Origin of the sequence: Parabacteroides sp. PFB2-10 (assembly GCF_029893085.1) — a bacterium.
In the GTDB taxonomy this organism is placed as follows: Bacteria; Bacteroidota; Bacteroidia; order Bacteroidales; family Tannerellaceae; genus QVMG01.
Genome location: NZ_JARXWI010000004.1, coordinates 22,993 through 40,631 on the forward strand (window position 1 = coordinate 22,993; position 17,639 = coordinate 40,631).

Sequence of the window (17,639 nt, forward strand, 5' to 3'; positions counted from 1 at the left end):
GAGCGGGAAATTACTCTTTTAATACGAATATAAAAAACAGGGATACAGAGTTTTATATATATTAACATAAAACGCTGTGTCCCTTCTATTTTTGTCCGTAAGAAGGACTCTTCTTACTTATATTCCTGCCAGCTCTTGATCTGGATATCCGACTCTTCCAGGTTACAGAAGGCCTGGATAAAAGCGCTTGCCAGGCGGGCGTTGGTGATCAATGGAATATTGTGGTCGATCGCAGCACGACGGATCTTATAGCCATTGGTCAATTCGCGTTTGCTATGGTCTTTCGGGATATTGACCACCAACTCGAAGATATGCTCTGAGAACATCTCCATGATGTTGTTTTCGCCCAATTCGTCCGGCCAGCTTACCTCCTGCGATGGAATGCCGTTCTCGTTGAGGAAACGTGCCGTGCCATGTGTGCCGTAGATCGTGTATCCCTTATCGGCCAGGATGCGGCAGGGTTCCAACAGGTCTACCTTGCTCTTTGCCTCTCCGGAAGAGACTAAGATATTCTTCTTAGGGATGGCATTGCCAACCGAAAGCATAGCGGAGAGCAATGCTTCGTCGAAGTCGTCACCCAGGCAACCTACCTCACCGGTCGAGCTCATATCAACACCCAATACCGGGTCGGCCTTATGCAGGCGGGCAAACGAGAACTGAGAGGCTTTCACACCGATCCAGTCGATGTCGAAGGCACTCTTGTCGGGACGGCTATAGGGCGCATCGAGCATGATGCGAGTAGCTGTTTCGATAAAGTTGCGTTTCAATACTTTCGATACGAACGGGAAGCTGCGTGAGGCACGCAGGTTACATTCGATCACCTTCACGTCATTGTTCTTGGCCAGGAACTGGATATTGAACGGACCACTGATATTTAATTCTTTCGCAATCGTTTTAGCGATCTTCTTCACGCGGCGCGCTGTTTCGAAATAGATCTTTTGCGCCGGGAAGACAAGCGTAGCGTCACCGGAGTGTACACCGGCAAACTCGATATGTTCGGAGATAGCATATTCCACCACTTCGCCATTCATCGCGACAGCATCGAACTCAATCTCTTTCGCTCCCTGCAAGAATTCCGACACAACCACCGGGTATTCCTTCGATACTTTGGCAGCCAGACCAAGGAATTCAATCATTTGTTCCTTGCTGTAGCAAACGTTCATCGCGGCTCCCGAAAGCACATACGACGGACGGATCAGGATGGGGAAGCCCACCTCGTTGATAAACGAGTCGATCTCATCCATGCTCACCACCTCCGCCCAGCGCGGTTGGTCGATACCCAGCGTATCGAGCATGCCGGAGAACTTATGACGGTTTTCCGCCCGGTCGATAGAGAGCGGAGAGGTTCCCAGGATAGGCACCTGCTGACGGTGCAGCTTCATCGCCAGGTTGTTCGGGATCTGTCCCCCCACCGAAACGATCACCCCTTTGGGTGTCTCCAGGTCGATCACGTCGAGTACGCGTTCGTACGAAAGCTCATCGAAGTAGAGGCGGTCGCACATGTCGTAGTCGGTCGAAACCGTTTCCGGATTATAGTTGACCATGATGGACTTATACCCCAGCTTGCGAGCCGTTTGTGCCGCATTCACCGAACACCAGTCGAATTCAACCGACGATCCGATGCGGTAAGCTCCCGAGCCCAGGATAATCACGCTCTTCTCATTCTTATAATAGGGAATATCATGTTCGCTGCCATCATACGTCAGGTAGAGGTAGTTGGTCAGTTCGGGGTTGTCGGAGGCAATGGTATTGATCCGTTTTACGCTCGGCAGAACGCCCAGGCGCTTGCGTTGGTTGCGCACGCGGATATTTTCTTTTTCCATATTACCTTCCGGATTTTCTACGTAACGGGCAATCTGGAAGTCGGAGAATCCCAGGCGTTTGGCTTCGCGAAGGATATCTTCAGGCAGCTCTTCAATCTTATTGTATCCGCTCAGTACAGCGGTATAGTCTACAATGTTCTTCAGTTTCCGCAGGAACCAGTGGTTGATTTTTGACAGTTCATAGATGCGATCGATCGTATATCCCGCTTCCAAAGCTTTGGCAACGGCGAAGATACGCAGGTCGGTCGGGTTGGCCAGTTCCTCGTCCAGGTTGTCGAATTCCAGGTCGTTGTTGCCGACAAAGCCGTGCATTCCCTGCCCGATCATACGCAATCCTTTCTGGATGATCTCTTCGAAGCTCTTACCGATCGACATAATCTCGCCAACCGACTTCATGCTGGAGCCGATCTGGCGGCTAACACCTACGAATTTGGTCAGGTCCCAACGCGGGATCTTCACGATGATATAATCAACTTCCGGCGCTTTATAAGCCGAGTTAGGGGTTCCCATCTCGCCTATCTCATCCAATCCGTAACCCAAAGCCAGCTTGGCTGCCACAAAAGCCAACGGATAACCGCTTGCCTTGGAAGCTAAAGCCGACGAACGGCTCAAGCGGGCATTTACCTCGATCACGCGGTAATCGCCCGTTTCCGAACTGTAAGCATATTGAATATTACATTCTCCGACAATCTCCAGGTGGCGGATAGTCCTGATAGACAACTCCTGCAGGTTCTTTATCTCCTCGTCGGTCAACGAACAGGTAGGCGCTACCACGATACTCTCTCCGGTATGTACACCCAGCGGGTCTACATTCTCCATGCTTACCACCGTGAAGCAATGGTCGTTCTTGTCGCGGATCACCTCAAACTCGATCTCTTTCCAGCCTTTCAACGACTCTTCCACCAGGATCTGTGGCGCGTAAGCAAAGGCGCTCTCCGCCAAAGCCACCATCTCCTCTTCGTTTTGGCAGATACCGCTTCCCATACCTCCCAGGGCATAAGCCGAACGGATCATCACCGGATAGCCGATTTTGAGGGCCGCTGCTTTCGCGTCGGCGATGGTTTCTACCGCCTGACTGATAGGGGTTTTTATGTCTTTTTCGTCTAATTTCTTAACAAACAGGTCGCGGTCTTCCGTGTTCATGATCGCCTCCACCGAGGTTCCCAATACCTTTACGCCATATTTCGCCAGGGTGCCGCTGGTGTACATCTCCGTTCCGCAGTTCAACGCCGTTTGCCCGCCAAAGGCCAACAGGATACCGTCGGGACGCTCTTTCTTGATCACCTCCTCCACGAAATAGGGAGTAATCGGCAGAAAATAGACCTGGTCGGCCACCCCTTCCGATGTCTGGATCGTTGCGATGTTAGGATTGATCAGCACAGTATAGATGCCCTCTTCGCGCAAGGCTTTCAACGCTTGCGAACCCGAATAGTCAAACTCACCTGCCTGTCCGATTTTCAGGGCACCGGAACCCAGAACGATCACTTTTTTAATACCACTTTTCGACATAATATATTCTGTTTTTTTAAGATTGTTAACCTCCTTACCCATCGTCGTTGGCGGACAAAAAAAATGCGTTAGATAGAAAAACTAACGCAGCCCTGAAAGAATCAGATATCTCTCCTTCCGACAAAAAGAAAAAAGAGCAGTATGTTCCGACACATGATCGGAGAAAAGGTATGGGTCATCCGTTTGCCACGTATATTTCATCTACTCTTTTTCAAATTTCGGCAAAGGTACACATTATTCTTGTTATTCCGCACAAATCGGGCAGGCTTTTTCTTCTTCTCTTTTTACGCTTCACCCTTTTGCGGCGCCTTTGTCTCCTGTGCCAATTGCCTGACCCATTCGTCCAGATTATCAATCCGGGGATCATCTATTTTCTGCCGCAGGCGGTAGCGTATCTTGATCACACTCGGCCGGCTGATGCCCAACGTACGGGCGATTTCTTCATTGGTCTGATTCAGGGAGACAAGCATACAAAACAACTCTTCCCCTTTGGTTATCGAAGGAAGTATCTCACGCAAGCGGTGCAAAAAAGTCGGATACAACGAGTTAAATCCCAGGCGGAATTGCTCCTCTTCCTGCGTTGTCAATAAAGAAGGATGCAGCATCTCCATCACCTTTTTCAGGTCGGTCACCTTTTCCGGTTGATGTTGGATTTCTCGCAACTGGCGGCGCAATTCTTCGTTGCGGTTATGCAATTCCTGGCGGGAGGCAATCAGTTTATTCATCAACTCCTCCTGGTCATAGATACGCTGATGGGCAAGCTCCTTTTCTTTCATATCCAGTTCATGACGCAACTTATAATAGCGACGGCGTGAAATAGCATTGCATAGGAAAAACAGCACGGAAAAGAATATGATGGCCAGGATTAACAAAGTGTGTGTATCCATTGGTTTTGTCTGATTGTATGGTTTGCAATGCAAATATAATTAAAAAACTTCCTTTTTATACTGCGAAGGCGACATACCTACATGCTTCTTGAAAAATTTTCCGAAAGTAGACTGATCGGCAAAATTCAACTGAATGGATACCTCCTGCACCGTCATTTTAGGTGATTTCAACAAGACACGCGCCTCGGAAAGGATCGCCTCGTCGATCCATTCACTGGCTGTTTTATCGGTCAGCTCTTTCAGTACGGAAGAGAGATACTGCGGCGTGATACATAATAGATCGGCATAAAAGCCAATGGCATGCTCCTCCTGATAATTTCTCAATAGCTGTTGCAGGAATTTGTTCACGATTTCCTCCTTACGCGTCATCCTTTTCTCCACGATGTAATCCTTCCGCTTCAATACAATATTCACCATCTCTAATAACAGCGCCATAAAAGTGATATGAATTATCTCTTGCTGAAAAAAATGTTCCTTTTCCGAGAGCTTCTTCTTCAACATCTCTATATGATTATCTAAGAAACCGACCTCCGCCTCTTCCAGGCGGATATGGGGATTTTTGCGCAGCCGCATATAATTCACCAGAGAGGGATTGATCGTTTCCGGCTTACATTCTTCCAGGAAAGCCAGGTCGGCCAATAGGAGTTTACCCCGCAGGTCAGGGCTGGTATAGGTTATCTGTGTGATATGCGACGGCATAATAAACAGGAAGCTATGAGCCGACAATTCATACGGGACATTATCTAACGAGACATTGGCATGCCCTTCGGTGATCAGAATAAGTAATAGGGCATTCAGCCGCATGGGCGATGTCAGGTCGACATGTTGCATATCGTCCAAGGAGATACCTCCGCTCCCCAGGTCGCCTATACCCAGTTTGTTCTTATAATTACGGAACGTAATGGTGTTCCGGGCCAGATCGGATATTTCAACAACAGATAGTTTTCTCATGATAGATTTGTTTAATAAAACAAATGTAAACTTTAATCCTCAAAAAGCTGAATAAATCAGGCTCAATTCTTTTACATATATAAGTATAATGAAGAAAAATGCAATGAATCATGTTGGAATCCCACCATCATTCTATCGTCGATGGGCATGGACAGTACTGTCGAAGCGCATGGACAGAACTGTCGAAGGGCATGGACAGTACTGTCGAGGCGCATCGACGATAGAAAACTCCCGGGTTTTGTTGTGTTAATCGGATGTAGTAGCTGCCGACTTAGTTCGTCATTCGCTTGATGATGTTATAGGCATTGATGATGCCCAGTTCGCCGGCTTTGCTCAGGTCGGTAATGCCTTGCGTGGTATCTCCCAGAGAGAGACGAGCCAGTCCCCGGTTGAAATAGGCTTCGGCGAAAGTGGGGTTGCGCAGGATAGCCTCGTTGTAGTCGAGTATGGCTGCCCGGTAGTCGCGTTGGGCGCAACGCAGGTTGCCCCGGTTGAACCAGGCGTAGACAAAATCAGGGTTAAGCTGGATCACCTTGTCGTAGTCTCTTACGATGTTTTCATGCGCGTACGACCGTTGGTTCTCCAGGGATTTCAACGCCGTCTGGTCTTGCATGGTCTGTGCCTGTTGGTTTCTTCCGCTGTTGAGTGTCATGCTGGTGGGCGATAGATCCAACTGGCTGTTTGCCGATGTCGACATCTCATATTCCATTTGTTTATAGCGTACCACTGCCCGGTTGTAATAGGCCATACTGAAGCTGGGATCCAATTCAATCACCCGGTCGTAGTCCAACATAGCTTCTTGGAAGTCCTGTACCAGCATATAGTCGATGGCACGGGCGAAATAGGCCGCTTCATCCTGCGGGTTTTGCTGGATTTGTTGTGATAATTGGTTGATGGAGTTGAAATGAACTGCCACCTGTGCCTCGTTCAATGGTGCCTCCTCATTGGTGATGCGCAACAGGCGCGGCAATAGTTGGCGGTTGTTGAAGTCCTCCACCGTTTTATCGTAATAAACAAGCTTCTTCACCGGATCCGGTTTCTCATAATAAGTCAGGATAAACAGGGGCTCCAGGTCGACGCGAACGTTACGATCCTGCACCCTTCCCCGGATATCGCTCTGGTATTTGTTTTGCCATTCGTCCTCTTTGTCGTACACCACCAAACGGTTGAACTTTTCGATCGTCTTATCCGATTGCTCCCGTGTCTTGTCTTCCTGGCTCTCTTCTTGGGGATCGTCCTCTTTTTTCTGAGCGGTATGTGCGGCGGAGCGGATGGTTCCTCCCTGCGACATTTGTTCTTCTAATTTGATGGCCGCCCAGAAGTCGCGATCAGATCCGGCCAGGTCGTTCATACGGCGTTTGGCGTCGGCACGCGTGTAGTATCCGTCAATAAACGAGGGATATTCAGCCAGTACCACATTGAGGTCGTTGATCGACCCGCGCATATCCCCGGTTTCGTAGCGTAAGAGCGCGCGGTTGTAGTAAGCCATGAAGTTGTTGGGTTCCAGTTCGATCACCACATCGAAGTCTTCGATGGCGCGGTTGGTATCGCCCACCTGGGCGCGCAATAATCCCCGGTTGAAACGGGCAATCAGGTTTCGGCTATCCATAGCTACCACCTGGTCGTAGTCGGCCATGGCTCCACGCAGATCGTTCATCTGATAACGCACCAATCCGCGATTGATGAAGTAGCCGCTTTGTCGTGTGTCTAATCGGATAGCATCGTTGAAGTCGGCCAAGGCGCCCTCCAGATCGTGTGTCTGGTAGCGCAGAATACCCCGGTTCCCGTAAGCTGGTGCGTAGTAGGGATCCATCTCGACAGCTTTATTGTAGTCGGCCAACGCATTCAGGGTGTCGCCCTGTTCGATATACATCGCTCCACGAGTCATGTAATTCATTGATTCACGTGGATGAGCCGCCATCAGTTTCTCAAAAGTTTCTTCCGCCTGGGTAAACTCTTTTTGTTGGATATAGGCTACCGACAGGTTCACCAGCATACCCCGGTCTTCCGGCCGGTATTCCAATCCTTTTTTGTAGTCTTCGATGGCTTCTGCCAGTTTGTTTTGATTGTGGCGGGCAATGCCACGGGCATAATAGGCCTGCACTAAGAAGGGGTTGCGCTCGATGCAAAGTGTGCAATCGTCTTCCGCCCCTTTGAAGTCGTCCAGGTTGATCTTAGCCACGGCGCGGTAGAAATAGGGCTCTGCCAGATAGGGTTTTGCTTTGATTACCTGATTGAAATATTGTATAGAAAGGACATAATCCTCAAAGTAGAGCGCATTCCGACCAATCGCTGTCACCCGCTCGGTATTCACCTGCCCCCAGAGCGAGAGGCAGCTCAGCCATAAAACACACAAAAGCAAAATCTTCTTCATGCAGTATCCCTTGTTGTATTCGGCAGTCTGTTTTCAGACCAATAAATTCAGTATTCGTACGAATTAGGGACAAAAATAGAGAAATAAACGGTTTCTTCGGAATAATCCCCTGTGAATTAGGAATTGTTAATGAAGAGGAGGGGGGAATAAAAACACAAAGGCACGGAAGAGATTGAATACGGAGGACACAGAGAAGCGCTATTGGCGCTTTCTCTCTCTCTGTCCTCCGTCTTTCAAATAAATCTTCGTGCCTCTGTGTTTAAAACTCTTTTACAATATCAAGCACGCCGGCCGATAAAGGCTCGACGGATAGCGTAACAGTGTGGTCACTGGCTGTCGCTTTTTTGTTTTTCAAAGCAACGGCATTTTTGTTTTCCATACTGTTTATTGCATCCAACGAACCGGGTGCGTAATAGGTATAATCGGTATCGGCCACACCTTTCCAATCGCCACGGATGGTCAGGGTATACGTCTTTTCGGTCGGATTCACTACTTTCACAATGACTTTGCTGCCGTTTTCAGCGAGTGTTGTGGTGATGTTTAATTCATCGGTATCTCCTGTAAAGGCAAGCCTGTATTTGGAGAAATTATCATACCACAACTTCGTCACCTGGTAATTAGGCGCCACAAACAGATCTTTGTAATCGAAATTGATAAAGGCATTGTTCCAGTCAGGCGCATCCGTACGACGCATAAACAACGCAGCCGCACCCATTTCCACCACCGGTGTCCTTTCGCACATATTCAGGAAGCCTCCGGCAAACAGACCGGTACGCCAGTCAATACTATTGAGGTTCCATTCCGAAATATACAATTTGATATTTGGATTCGGACATTTGGCGATCATCTCGGCATACCGATTATATTGTTCGCCTAATCGTTCGGGACCGGTGGCATATCCGGTCGCTCTCTCATAATGATGCAAACTCAAATAATCGAAGTAACTACCGGAGCTGTTCAAGAAGGCTTCGTCCTCTCTGAAACCACCGCAGGCGACAATCTTGATGGTGGGATCGACTTCGCGCATGGCCACGGAGAACTTGCGGACTGCTTTTTCGTATTCTTCGATACCCATTTCCCACATTTCATTGTCGATCTCCCAAATCCTCACATTATACGGCTCGGGATGTCCGTTGGCTGCTCTTTTGCTTCCCCATTTGCCTGTAGCCGGCTCATTACAGTAGGCCACCCAGTCGCAGGCATCCTGCAATAGTTGGGCATGTTCGGATTCCGGACGGTCGAAACCGACGCGAACAACAATAACCGGTTCTGTATTGATCTGGCGGCAGAATTGGATGAATTCATCTGTACCAAAAGCATTCTGATCGTAGTCAAGCCACATCCAATGCGGCCAACGATGTCTTTCTTCCTGTGAACCGATGCCCCATTTCCAGTTGTATTGGGCAACATATCCTCCTCCGGGCCAACGCATGGAAGTAGGTTTCAGGTCTTTCACCGTTTGGTAGATGTCGGGACGGAATCCTCCCAGATCTAAACCTGTTTGGGTGGAAACAGTCACCTGGTCTATTTGAACGGTTCCCTGATTCGTGTAGATGGCAAAATCAGCATCCCCAACATAATCTCCGGCATGCAGGCTGAATTCATATTTTGTCCAGTCTCTTCCCGGCTTTCCGATCATCTTCTCCACGAGATACCTGTCGCCTGCTTTGAGGGCTACAAAGAGTTCGCTCTTCGCATCGCCTTTCGCATACACAGAACCCACGTAGCTTTCCTGACGAATGATGTTTTGAGGACCTTGAATTAATCCGCTTTTGCTGCCGCTTGCGGTGATCTTTTGCGAATAATCCATATTGACAGCATCATTCTTGACTAACTCAAATTTTCCATTGCCAAACGACTGCCATTGAGGAGCCACTTCGGGTATTTTCACCGCTTCCGGCATGCCTTCGAAATAGACGGTCTTTTTGTCTGTTGACGTGATACGGATATCTTTATACAACGCTTCGGTATAGTTCACCCAAAAGGCAATCTCATTGTTGGAGCTGTTGTCGGGCAACTGGTAGTTGATGATTTGTTTGTTGTCCCAGTACACACGCACGCGTTTTCCTTCGCAGCGGATGCGCAACTTATGCCATTCGCCTCCCAGGGTTATCTGTTCCTTTTTGGCAATCGTGGTTTTCAAAGGTTGCAATGCTTTAACAACTCTTCGCTGACCGGTCCATCCCGGCATACCCTCCTGCGCGCCTATCTCCATTTCCGAGAAGGTGGAAATAGAAAAGTTCGCCGGTTGAGGTGCCGGGGCGCCCTCTCGCGCACTTCTTGTTTCAATGGAAGGATCATTGATGCGAAGAAAATAGGGCTCTCCGTTCATTTGATTCTTGAAGGCGAAACGGATGTCCAACAGACCACCGCTCCATCGTCGGCCAGCCAGCTTATAGGCTCTCCAATTGACATCCATGGAGATCTCATAATTGTCGCTGTTAATCGTCGTGACAGGAATGGGTTGTTCATAACGCGTCGGGGAATGCAACACCTGCGCATCATCTACAAACCAACCATCAAAATAACCATCCCGGGGAGGAATACCCGGGTAGTGTTGAGGCTCAAAAGAGCGACCATAAATCAGTTCCTGCCATAATCCGTTGTTGGCAGAAAAATAGATATGCTCAAACAATTGACCATAGATTTTTTGGTCGATCAGGCCGTCTACTTTTTCTGACTGGACATTAATAGATACATTTTGTGCTTGCACGGCAGAAAACATACAAGCAAGAACGAAAATAATCGTGTGTTTAAGACTCATTTTACTCATAACTTATCAATATTGGGTTTTATTCTAAGATAATGGGCTTAAATATATTCACTAAGTGGTTTAGCCTCTTAAAAATCGTAACAATAATATAGATTATTTTTTTCATAACCTATTTTTTATTAAAAAGTTACATAAACGTTTAAAAAAGTATGACAACTAAGGGGTATATTGTATAGCTGTCAAAACTGCGATTGTAAGCAAAAAGGCCTTTTTACTTACAATCTCGTATGTTAAAAAATGTTTCTCCCGGGAGTTTGTCAAAATATCCCTGCTTTTTTGCGCGCAAAGTCCTGCGAAAATTACAAATCGTAAGTTGGGGGGGGTGGCAGAAAAATGATCTAAATGTGTTTGTCCTTAGATGAATAGGTAGAATAGTAAAGGACGTTAATTTTTTTTATACATTTGTGCTTTCTTTTGAGTAAGGTGGGTGGGAAGCTCATACCTGTTTGATAAATAAAGTATTAAGAGATATTGTATTAAGTAAGTAGTATGGAAATCGCAAGTAAGTACAATCCCGCGGAAGTGGAAGGTAAATGGTATCAGTATTGGTTAGACAATCAATTATTTAAGTCGGAGCCCGATGAGCGGGAGCCTTATACAATCGTCATTCCTCCGCCAAACGTCACCGGGGTGCTTCACATGGGGCATATGCTTAACAATACGATTCAGGATATTCTGGTGCGCCGCGCCCGTATGCAGGGAAAGAATGCCTGCTGGGTACCGGGTACCGACCATGCCTCGATTGCTACGGAAGCCAAAGTAGTAGGCAAGCTGGCGGAGAAGGGTATCAGCAAAAACGACCTTACGCGCGAAGCCTTCCTGGAACATGCCTGGGAGTGGAAAGAAGAACACGGGGGTATTATCCTGCAGCAACTACGCCGCTTGGGTGCTTCCTGCGACTGGGATCGCACCGCCTTTACCATGGATGAAGTCCGTTCGGAAAGTGTGATCAAGGTATTTACCGATCTATATAACAAAGGATTGATTTATCGGGGCATCCGCATGGTAAACTGGGATCCGCAAGCCTTGACTGCCGTCTCAGACGAGGAGGTGATTTACAAAGAAGAGCATAGCAAACTCTACTACCTGAAGTATAAAATATGCACAGAGGACAGCCCCCTCAACTCCCCCCAAGGGGGAGCTAAAGAGACTGGCGTGGTCGACTATATCGTGATTGCTACCACCCGCCCGGAGACGATCCTGGGTGATACGGCCGTATGTGTAAACCCGAATGACCCACGTTATACCTCGCTGAAAGGGAAACGGGTGATTGTGCCGCTGGTGAATCGCTCTATTCCGGTGATCATGGACGATTATGTAGATATGGAATTCGGTACCGGAGGATTGAAGGTGACACCGGCGCATGATGTGAACGACTATGCACTGGGCGAGAAATACAACCTGCCGTCGATCGATATCTTCAACGACAACGGAACAATCAACGAAGCCGGCGAATTGTATATCGGTATGGATCGTTTCGATGTACGCAAACAGATCACCCTCGACCTGGAGGCAGCCGGACTGCTGGAAAAAGTAGAAGATTACGACAATAAGGTGGGGTATTCGGAACGTACCCATGTGCCTATCGAACCGAAGCTATCGATGCAGTGGTTCCTGAAAATGGAGGAGATGGCCAAGCCCGCCCTGGAGGTAGTGATGAATGATGAGTTGAAATTCTATCCTCCGAAGTTTAAGAATACCTATCGCCACTGGATGGAGAACATAAAGGATTGGTGTATCAGCCGCCAATTGTGGTGGGGACACCGTATCCCGGCCTATTATATAAAAACTTCCGAAGGAAAATACTTGGGGTATGTTGTCGCTGAAAGCGAAGAAAAAGCGCGTGAGATAGCCCTTGAAAAGCACCCCTCCTTGGGAGGGGATGGGGGAGGCTTCACCTTGTCTCAGGATGAAGACTGCTTAGATACCTGGTTCTCTTCCTGGTTATGGCCGATCTCCCTTTTCGACGGCATCAACAACCCCGGAAACGAGGAGATGAAGTATTACTATCCGACCAACGACCTGGTGACCGGCCCGGACATTATATTCTTCTGGGTGGCGCGTATGATTATGGCGGGATATGAATATGAAAAGGAGATGCCGTTTAAGAATGTCTACTTCACCGGGCTGGTGCGCGACAAGCAGGGACGTAAGATGTCGAAATCACTCGGCAACTCGCCCGATCCACTGGGGCTGATCGATACCTACGGAGCGGATGGCGTTCGTATGGGGTTGATGCTGACGGCTCCCGCAGGAAACGATATTCCCTTCGACGAATCACTTTGCGAACAGGGACGTAATTTCAATAATAAGATATGGAACGCCTTCCGCCTGGTGAAAGGTTGGAAGGTAGACGAAGCGATCGCTCAGCCGGAAGCGGCAGCGTCGGCGGTGAAATGGTTTGAGATGCAGCTCAACAAGACAGCATCCGAGATGGATGATCTATTAGACAAATATCGCTTGAGCGAGGCACTTATGACGGTCTACAAACTATTCTGGGATGAGTTCTCTGCCTGGTACCTGGAGATGGTAAAACCGGGATTCGAGCAACCTATCGACAAAGCGACCTACGAAGCGACCCTCTCGTTCTTCGACTCATTGCTTCGCCTGTTGCATCCGTTTATGCCGTTTATCACCGAAGAGCTCTGGCAGGCACTTGCTCCACGCCAGGCGGGAGAGAGCATTATGATGGCCGCTATGCCGAAGGGAGACGAAGTAGACAACAACTACCTGATGGCCTTTGAAGCCGTCAAAGAGATCGTCAGCGGGGTACGTACGATCCGTTTGCAAAAGAATATACCAAACAAAGAAACATTAGAACTACAGGTATTGGGTAACCATAACGAAGCGCTCGACCCGGTAATCAGCAAGATGTGTAACCTATCGGCCATTAACAAAGCAACAGAAAAGGCCGCCGGAGCGGTTTCGTTCCTTGTTGGTACCACTGAATATGCTGTTCCGTTGGGCAACCTGATGAACGTGGAGGAAGAATTGGCGAAGCTGAACGAGGAACTGATCTATCAGGAAGGATTCCTTGCATCGGTCATAAAAAAACTGAGTAATGAGAGTTTTGTCGGCAAAGCACCTGCCAAAGTAATTGAGATGGAGCGAAAGAAACAGGCGGATGCAGAAAGTAAGATACAGTCTTTAAAAGATAGCATTGCGGCGTTAAGCAAATAAATATTTGTATATTTGTCAATTATGAGGTTCTGTATTTCTATATTACTTCTTGTTTTGAGTGTGTCGGGTGCCTTTGCCCAGCGAGACGCTTTGGCGGATAGCGTGGAGAATATTGTGCGTAACATGCCGGAGAGTGAACGTCTCCCCTATTTGCAGGAAGAGATGCAGAAATACGTACTGACCCCTGCCCGGCTGGTGTATGCCCGCCTGCTTTATCCCGAGGCGTTGCGCCAACATAATGAAGAGGCAGAGGCAGATGCCATCTATATCATGTCGCGCCATTTTTACGGAGCAAATGGCGACAGCGCCATGTATTGGATTGAAAAAGCGGAACCGCTATTCGTTAAACTTGGACGCCTGGAGGATATCTGCCGGATGAAGGCGTGGGTGATCTACCTGTTGAACAAAGGAGGTCGTTTTGATGAAGTATTGACAGCCGTAGAGGAACTGAGGGCATTCAGCGACAAAGTAGGCTTCCCAGAAGGACGTGAAATGGCTGATCAGGCGATGGCCGATTTCTATTTCTCTAACAACCTGCAGGAAGATGCCGAACGACTCTACCTGGCTGTGATTGATCGGATGGAAAAGCGAAACGCCCCGCCAGTCAAGCGTTACTACATCATACGGCAACTAATCACCCGGATGAGTAATCTGCAGAAAAAGCTCGATTACTTAGCCAAAGCGGAAAATCTATTGGAAGATAGCCGGAAGCGGGGAGAGACAGAGCTCGACTCGGAGAATCCGCTTTATTCGCTGGAATATGTGATCTACCGAACCTATGCGCACACCTATGTGCAATTGGGGGAATACCCACAGGCATGGACCTATCTTCAGAAAGCCGATTCGGTGGGTACCCTTCATCATCTGCCCTATAAAGAGAGCGAGTTGGAGCAGATCTATTACCAGTACTACTATTTTACGGGCGATTACCAAAAAGCGATCGCATATGTTGACCAGTCGATCGAAAATGCGCAAAGTAAAGGGCATACGGATCTTCTCGTACAACAGTTGAAGCATAAGGCGGATATGCTGAATGAATTGGGACGCTCAAAGGAGGCCTACCAAGTGGCCATGCAGTTTACGCATCTGAAAGATTCGGTCGACAGGCAGTCATTCCATGAGACGCTGGCGAATGTGCGTACGGAATATGAGGTGGAACGGCTGGAGGTCGAAAAGGAACGCATGGAGGCCAAGGCGAAACAATCACATCAACGCATGATGTTTTTGGTTGTCGGATGCCTTATTTTGTGTATTGTCATCGTAGGACTGATCTACCTGATCCGGATTATCAAGCGAAAGCAGGCAGAACTGAAGATAGCGAAGGAAAAAGCAGAAGAGTCGGATCAATTGAAATCGGCCTTTCTGGCTAATATGAACCACGAAATCCGTACGCCGCTGAATTCCATCGTCGGCTTCTCCCAGGTACTGATCGAAGAGGAAGAGAAAGAGACCCGTAAGGAGTTTGCCCGGATCATCCAGCACAACAACGAACTGTTGCAACGGCTGATTGCCGATGTATTGGATATATCGAAAATCGAATCCAATTCGATGTCGCTGATCTATTATCCGCAGGAATTGCCCGGGCTGATGAAAGAGGTGTATGATATGATCCAGATGCGGATAGAACAGACCCGGTCGAAAGTGAAATTTGCCCTGGATCCGTGCGAAGCATGCATCATAGAGACAGATAGGAACCGCTTGATCCAGATACTGATGAATCTGCTTACAAATGCGATGAAGCATACACCGGAGGGTGGTTCTATTCGTTTTGGTTATGAGTTGTTAGGGAAAAATGTTCGCTTCTATGTAGAGGATACCGGTGAAGGTATTCCGGAAGAAGAACAAAGTAGTATATTTGATCGCTTTGTCCAGTTGACTAATGGAAAGAGAGGAGTCGGATTGGGCTTAGCTATATGTAAAGGGTTGGTAACTAAAATGGGCGGATCAATCTGGGTTCACTCGAAGGAGGGAGAAGGCTCGACCTTCTATGTGGAAGTGCCCCAGAAGCGGCCACAAACTAAATAGATGAAAAACATACAAGGTGTTCCGGCAATAGTATTTTGTTTGCTGTTGCTTTTTTCTATACCTGGCGAAGGACAGAACCCGGCAACGGTTGATAGTCTGAAGCAACTCGTCGAATCGGTTCCTGATTCGGAGCGATTAGCCTATTTGAATGATCGGTTAGAAGAGAATCTCTCTAATCCCAATCGGCAGATCTACGCCTATTGGCTGGAAGAAGAGGCGCAAAAACAGAAAAACGAAGCCTATCTGGCGAATGCCCTGTTTGGACTGGTTAAGCATTTCTATGGGAACAACCAGGATAGTATGCGGCAAAGAGCGCAACAGTTGTATCCCTTGCTTCTGAAACAATATCGATATGAGGACTTTTTTAGGGTCAAGGGATGGGATGTCTATATGAGTAACCGGCGTGCCAACAAGGTAGAGGCTTTGACCACCATAGAGGAGATACGGAAGTTAAGCGAAGAATATGATTTCCCGGAAGGTCTGGAAATCGCCGATCAGGCTTTGGCCGATTTCTATTTCTCTAACGATATGTACGATGAAGCCGAGCAACTGTATCTCTCTGTTATGCGGCGCATGGAAGCGAGGAATGCTCCTCCGGTTAAGATATTTAATATTTACCGTCAGTTGTTCAACCGCCCTGCCATTCCTGAAAAGCGAATTGCCTATCTGAGTCAGGGAAAAGTTTTTCTGGAGAAATGCAGAAAGGAGGGAATGACCCATTTAGACAAAGAGAATAGCATTCTTGAACAGGAATATGTGATTCATCGGTTTTTAGCCCGGGAATATACTACCGGGAATCAGTTAGAGAAAGCCTGGACGCATTTGCAGTTGGCACAACAGATTGCCGACCAGGAAGGGTTGCATAGAGCCAAAGCGGAACTCGGTGCCGTCTATGCACTTTATTATCTGCAAAAAGGCGAAAGTGAAAAGGCCATGACCTATATTCTGGAGTTAGAAAAACACAATCGAACCAGAGGATACAGCCAACAGCTTCACAATGTACTGTCTTGGAAAGCAACTGCGCTGGAAAAGCTCGGCCGCTTAGATGAATCGCTGCGTGTTACCCGCGAGATGCTTGTATTGAAAGACTCGATTAACCGCCAGGAATTCAATGCAACATTGGCAAATATCCGTACAAAAAATGAGGTAGAACGCCTGGAACTGGAAGGTCAGCGGATGGAAGCAAAGGCGAAGCAGACCCGGCAACTGATGATTTTCTTATTGGTTGGATGTTCCGTCCTGCTCTTAGTGATCGTAGTGCTGATCAATATGATGCGTATACTTCGCCGCAGAAGAGAAGAACTGCGCATTGCCAAAGAGAAGGCAGAAGAGGCTGATGCCTTGAAATCAACCTTCTTAGCTAATATGAACCATGAGATCCGGACACCGTTGAATGCCATCGTCGGTTTCTCGCAGATACTGATTGAAGAGGAGGGTAAAGAGGCACGGGAAGAGTTTGCCGGTATTATCCAGAACAATAATGAACTACTGCAACGCCTGATCGGTGATGTGTTGGATATCTCCAAGATCGAATCGGATTCGATGTCGCTTGTCTACTCCGTGCAGGATATCCCCGTTCTGATGAAGGATGTCTATAATATGCTCTCTTTCCGGGTATCTGAGCAGGTAAAGTTTACGCTTGCACCCTGCGAAGCGTTGACATTGGATACGGATCGTAACCGCCTGATACAAATCATTACCAATCTGCTTACCAATGCCATCAAGCATACATCACAGGGAGAGATTCGTTTTGGTTATGATCTGCAGGGAGAAAATGTCAGGTTCTATGTGGAAGATACCGGCGAAGGCATTCCCGAAAATCAATTGGAAAGTATCTTTGACCGGTTTGCCCAATTGCAGAACGGCAAGAAAGGGGTTGGTCTTGGCCTGGCTATCTGTAAAGGGCTGGTGACAAAAATGGGCGGTCGCATCTGGGCCACTTCCGAAGTAGGAGTCGGTTCTACCTTCTATGTGTTGCTTCCGGCCAAATAGTTCTCATCCGAAAGAAAGCGGGGCTCAAATCTTATACATTATTAAAAATAGCGGTTTTTTACAGTCGCGTAACCCATGGCGTGAATTATTTGCGTATGTTTGCACTCGATTTTTAAAAAACTGAG

8 protein-coding genes are annotated in these 17,639 nt (G+C 47.9%); 3 read left to right on the plus strand and 5 right to left on the minus strand.

The features are described 5' to 3' along the window. Positions 1-113: 113 nt before the first annotated feature. The 5 genes from carB to M2137_RS04635 form a co-directional block, all read right to left on the minus strand. Positions 114-3,332: a carbamoyl-phosphate synthase (glutamine-hydrolyzing) large subunit gene (gene carB, locus M2137_RS04615; RefSeq protein WP_280765293.1), complete on the minus strand. Its 3,219-nt coding sequence runs from the start codon at positions 3,330-3,332 to the stop codon at positions 114-116. Positions 3,333-3,616: 284 nt separating this feature from the next. Beyond that, complete coding sequence (locus M2137_RS04620; RefSeq protein ID WP_280765294.1) at positions 3,617-4,219, minus strand: hypothetical protein; 603 nt, start codon at positions 4,217-4,219, stop codon at positions 3,617-3,619. A 39-nt stretch (positions 4,220-4,258) separates the two neighbouring features. Then, positions 4,259-5,170 carry a helix-turn-helix domain-containing protein gene (locus tag M2137_RS04625; protein ID WP_280765295.1) on the minus strand — a complete coding sequence of 304 codons (912 nt, stop codon included), beginning with the start codon at positions 5,168-5,170 and terminating at the stop codon, positions 4,259-4,261. Between the two features lie 271 nt (positions 5,171-5,441). Continuing rightward, positions 5,442-7,544: a tetratricopeptide repeat protein gene (locus M2137_RS04630; protein ID WP_280765296.1), complete on the minus strand. Its 2,103-nt coding sequence runs from the start codon at positions 7,542-7,544 to the stop codon at positions 5,442-5,444. Between the two features lie 259 nt (positions 7,545-7,803). Then, positions 7,804-10,308 (minus strand): alpha-L-arabinofuranosidase C-terminal domain-containing protein, encoded by a 2,505-nt coding sequence (locus M2137_RS04635; RefSeq protein ID WP_280765297.1) that lies wholly within the window; start codon positions 10,306-10,308, stop codon positions 7,804-7,806. Between the two features lie 498 nt (positions 10,309-10,806). Here M2137_RS04635 and M2137_RS04640 point away from each other — a divergent pair, with 498 nt between their 5' ends. The 3 genes from M2137_RS04640 to M2137_RS04650 are packed head-to-tail and all read left to right on the plus strand — an operon-like array spanning position 10,807 to position 17,514. Continuing rightward, positions 10,807-13,497, plus strand: a complete 2,691-nt coding sequence (locus tag M2137_RS04640; protein ID WP_280765298.1) for a valine--tRNA ligase — start codon at positions 10,807-10,809, stop codon at positions 13,495-13,497. 21 nt (positions 13,498-13,518) lie between these two features. Further along, complete coding sequence (locus tag M2137_RS04645) at positions 13,519-15,522, plus strand: HAMP domain-containing sensor histidine kinase (RefSeq protein ID WP_280765299.1); 2,004 nt, start codon at positions 13,519-13,521, stop codon at positions 15,520-15,522. Beyond that, the gene (locus M2137_RS04650) at positions 15,523-17,514 is read left to right on the plus strand and encodes a HAMP domain-containing sensor histidine kinase (protein WP_280765300.1); all 1,992 of its coding nucleotides are present in this window, start codon (positions 15,523-15,525) and stop codon (positions 17,512-17,514) included. It abuts the gene before it with no gap. The last annotated feature ends 125 nt before the right edge of the window (positions 17,515-17,639 follow it).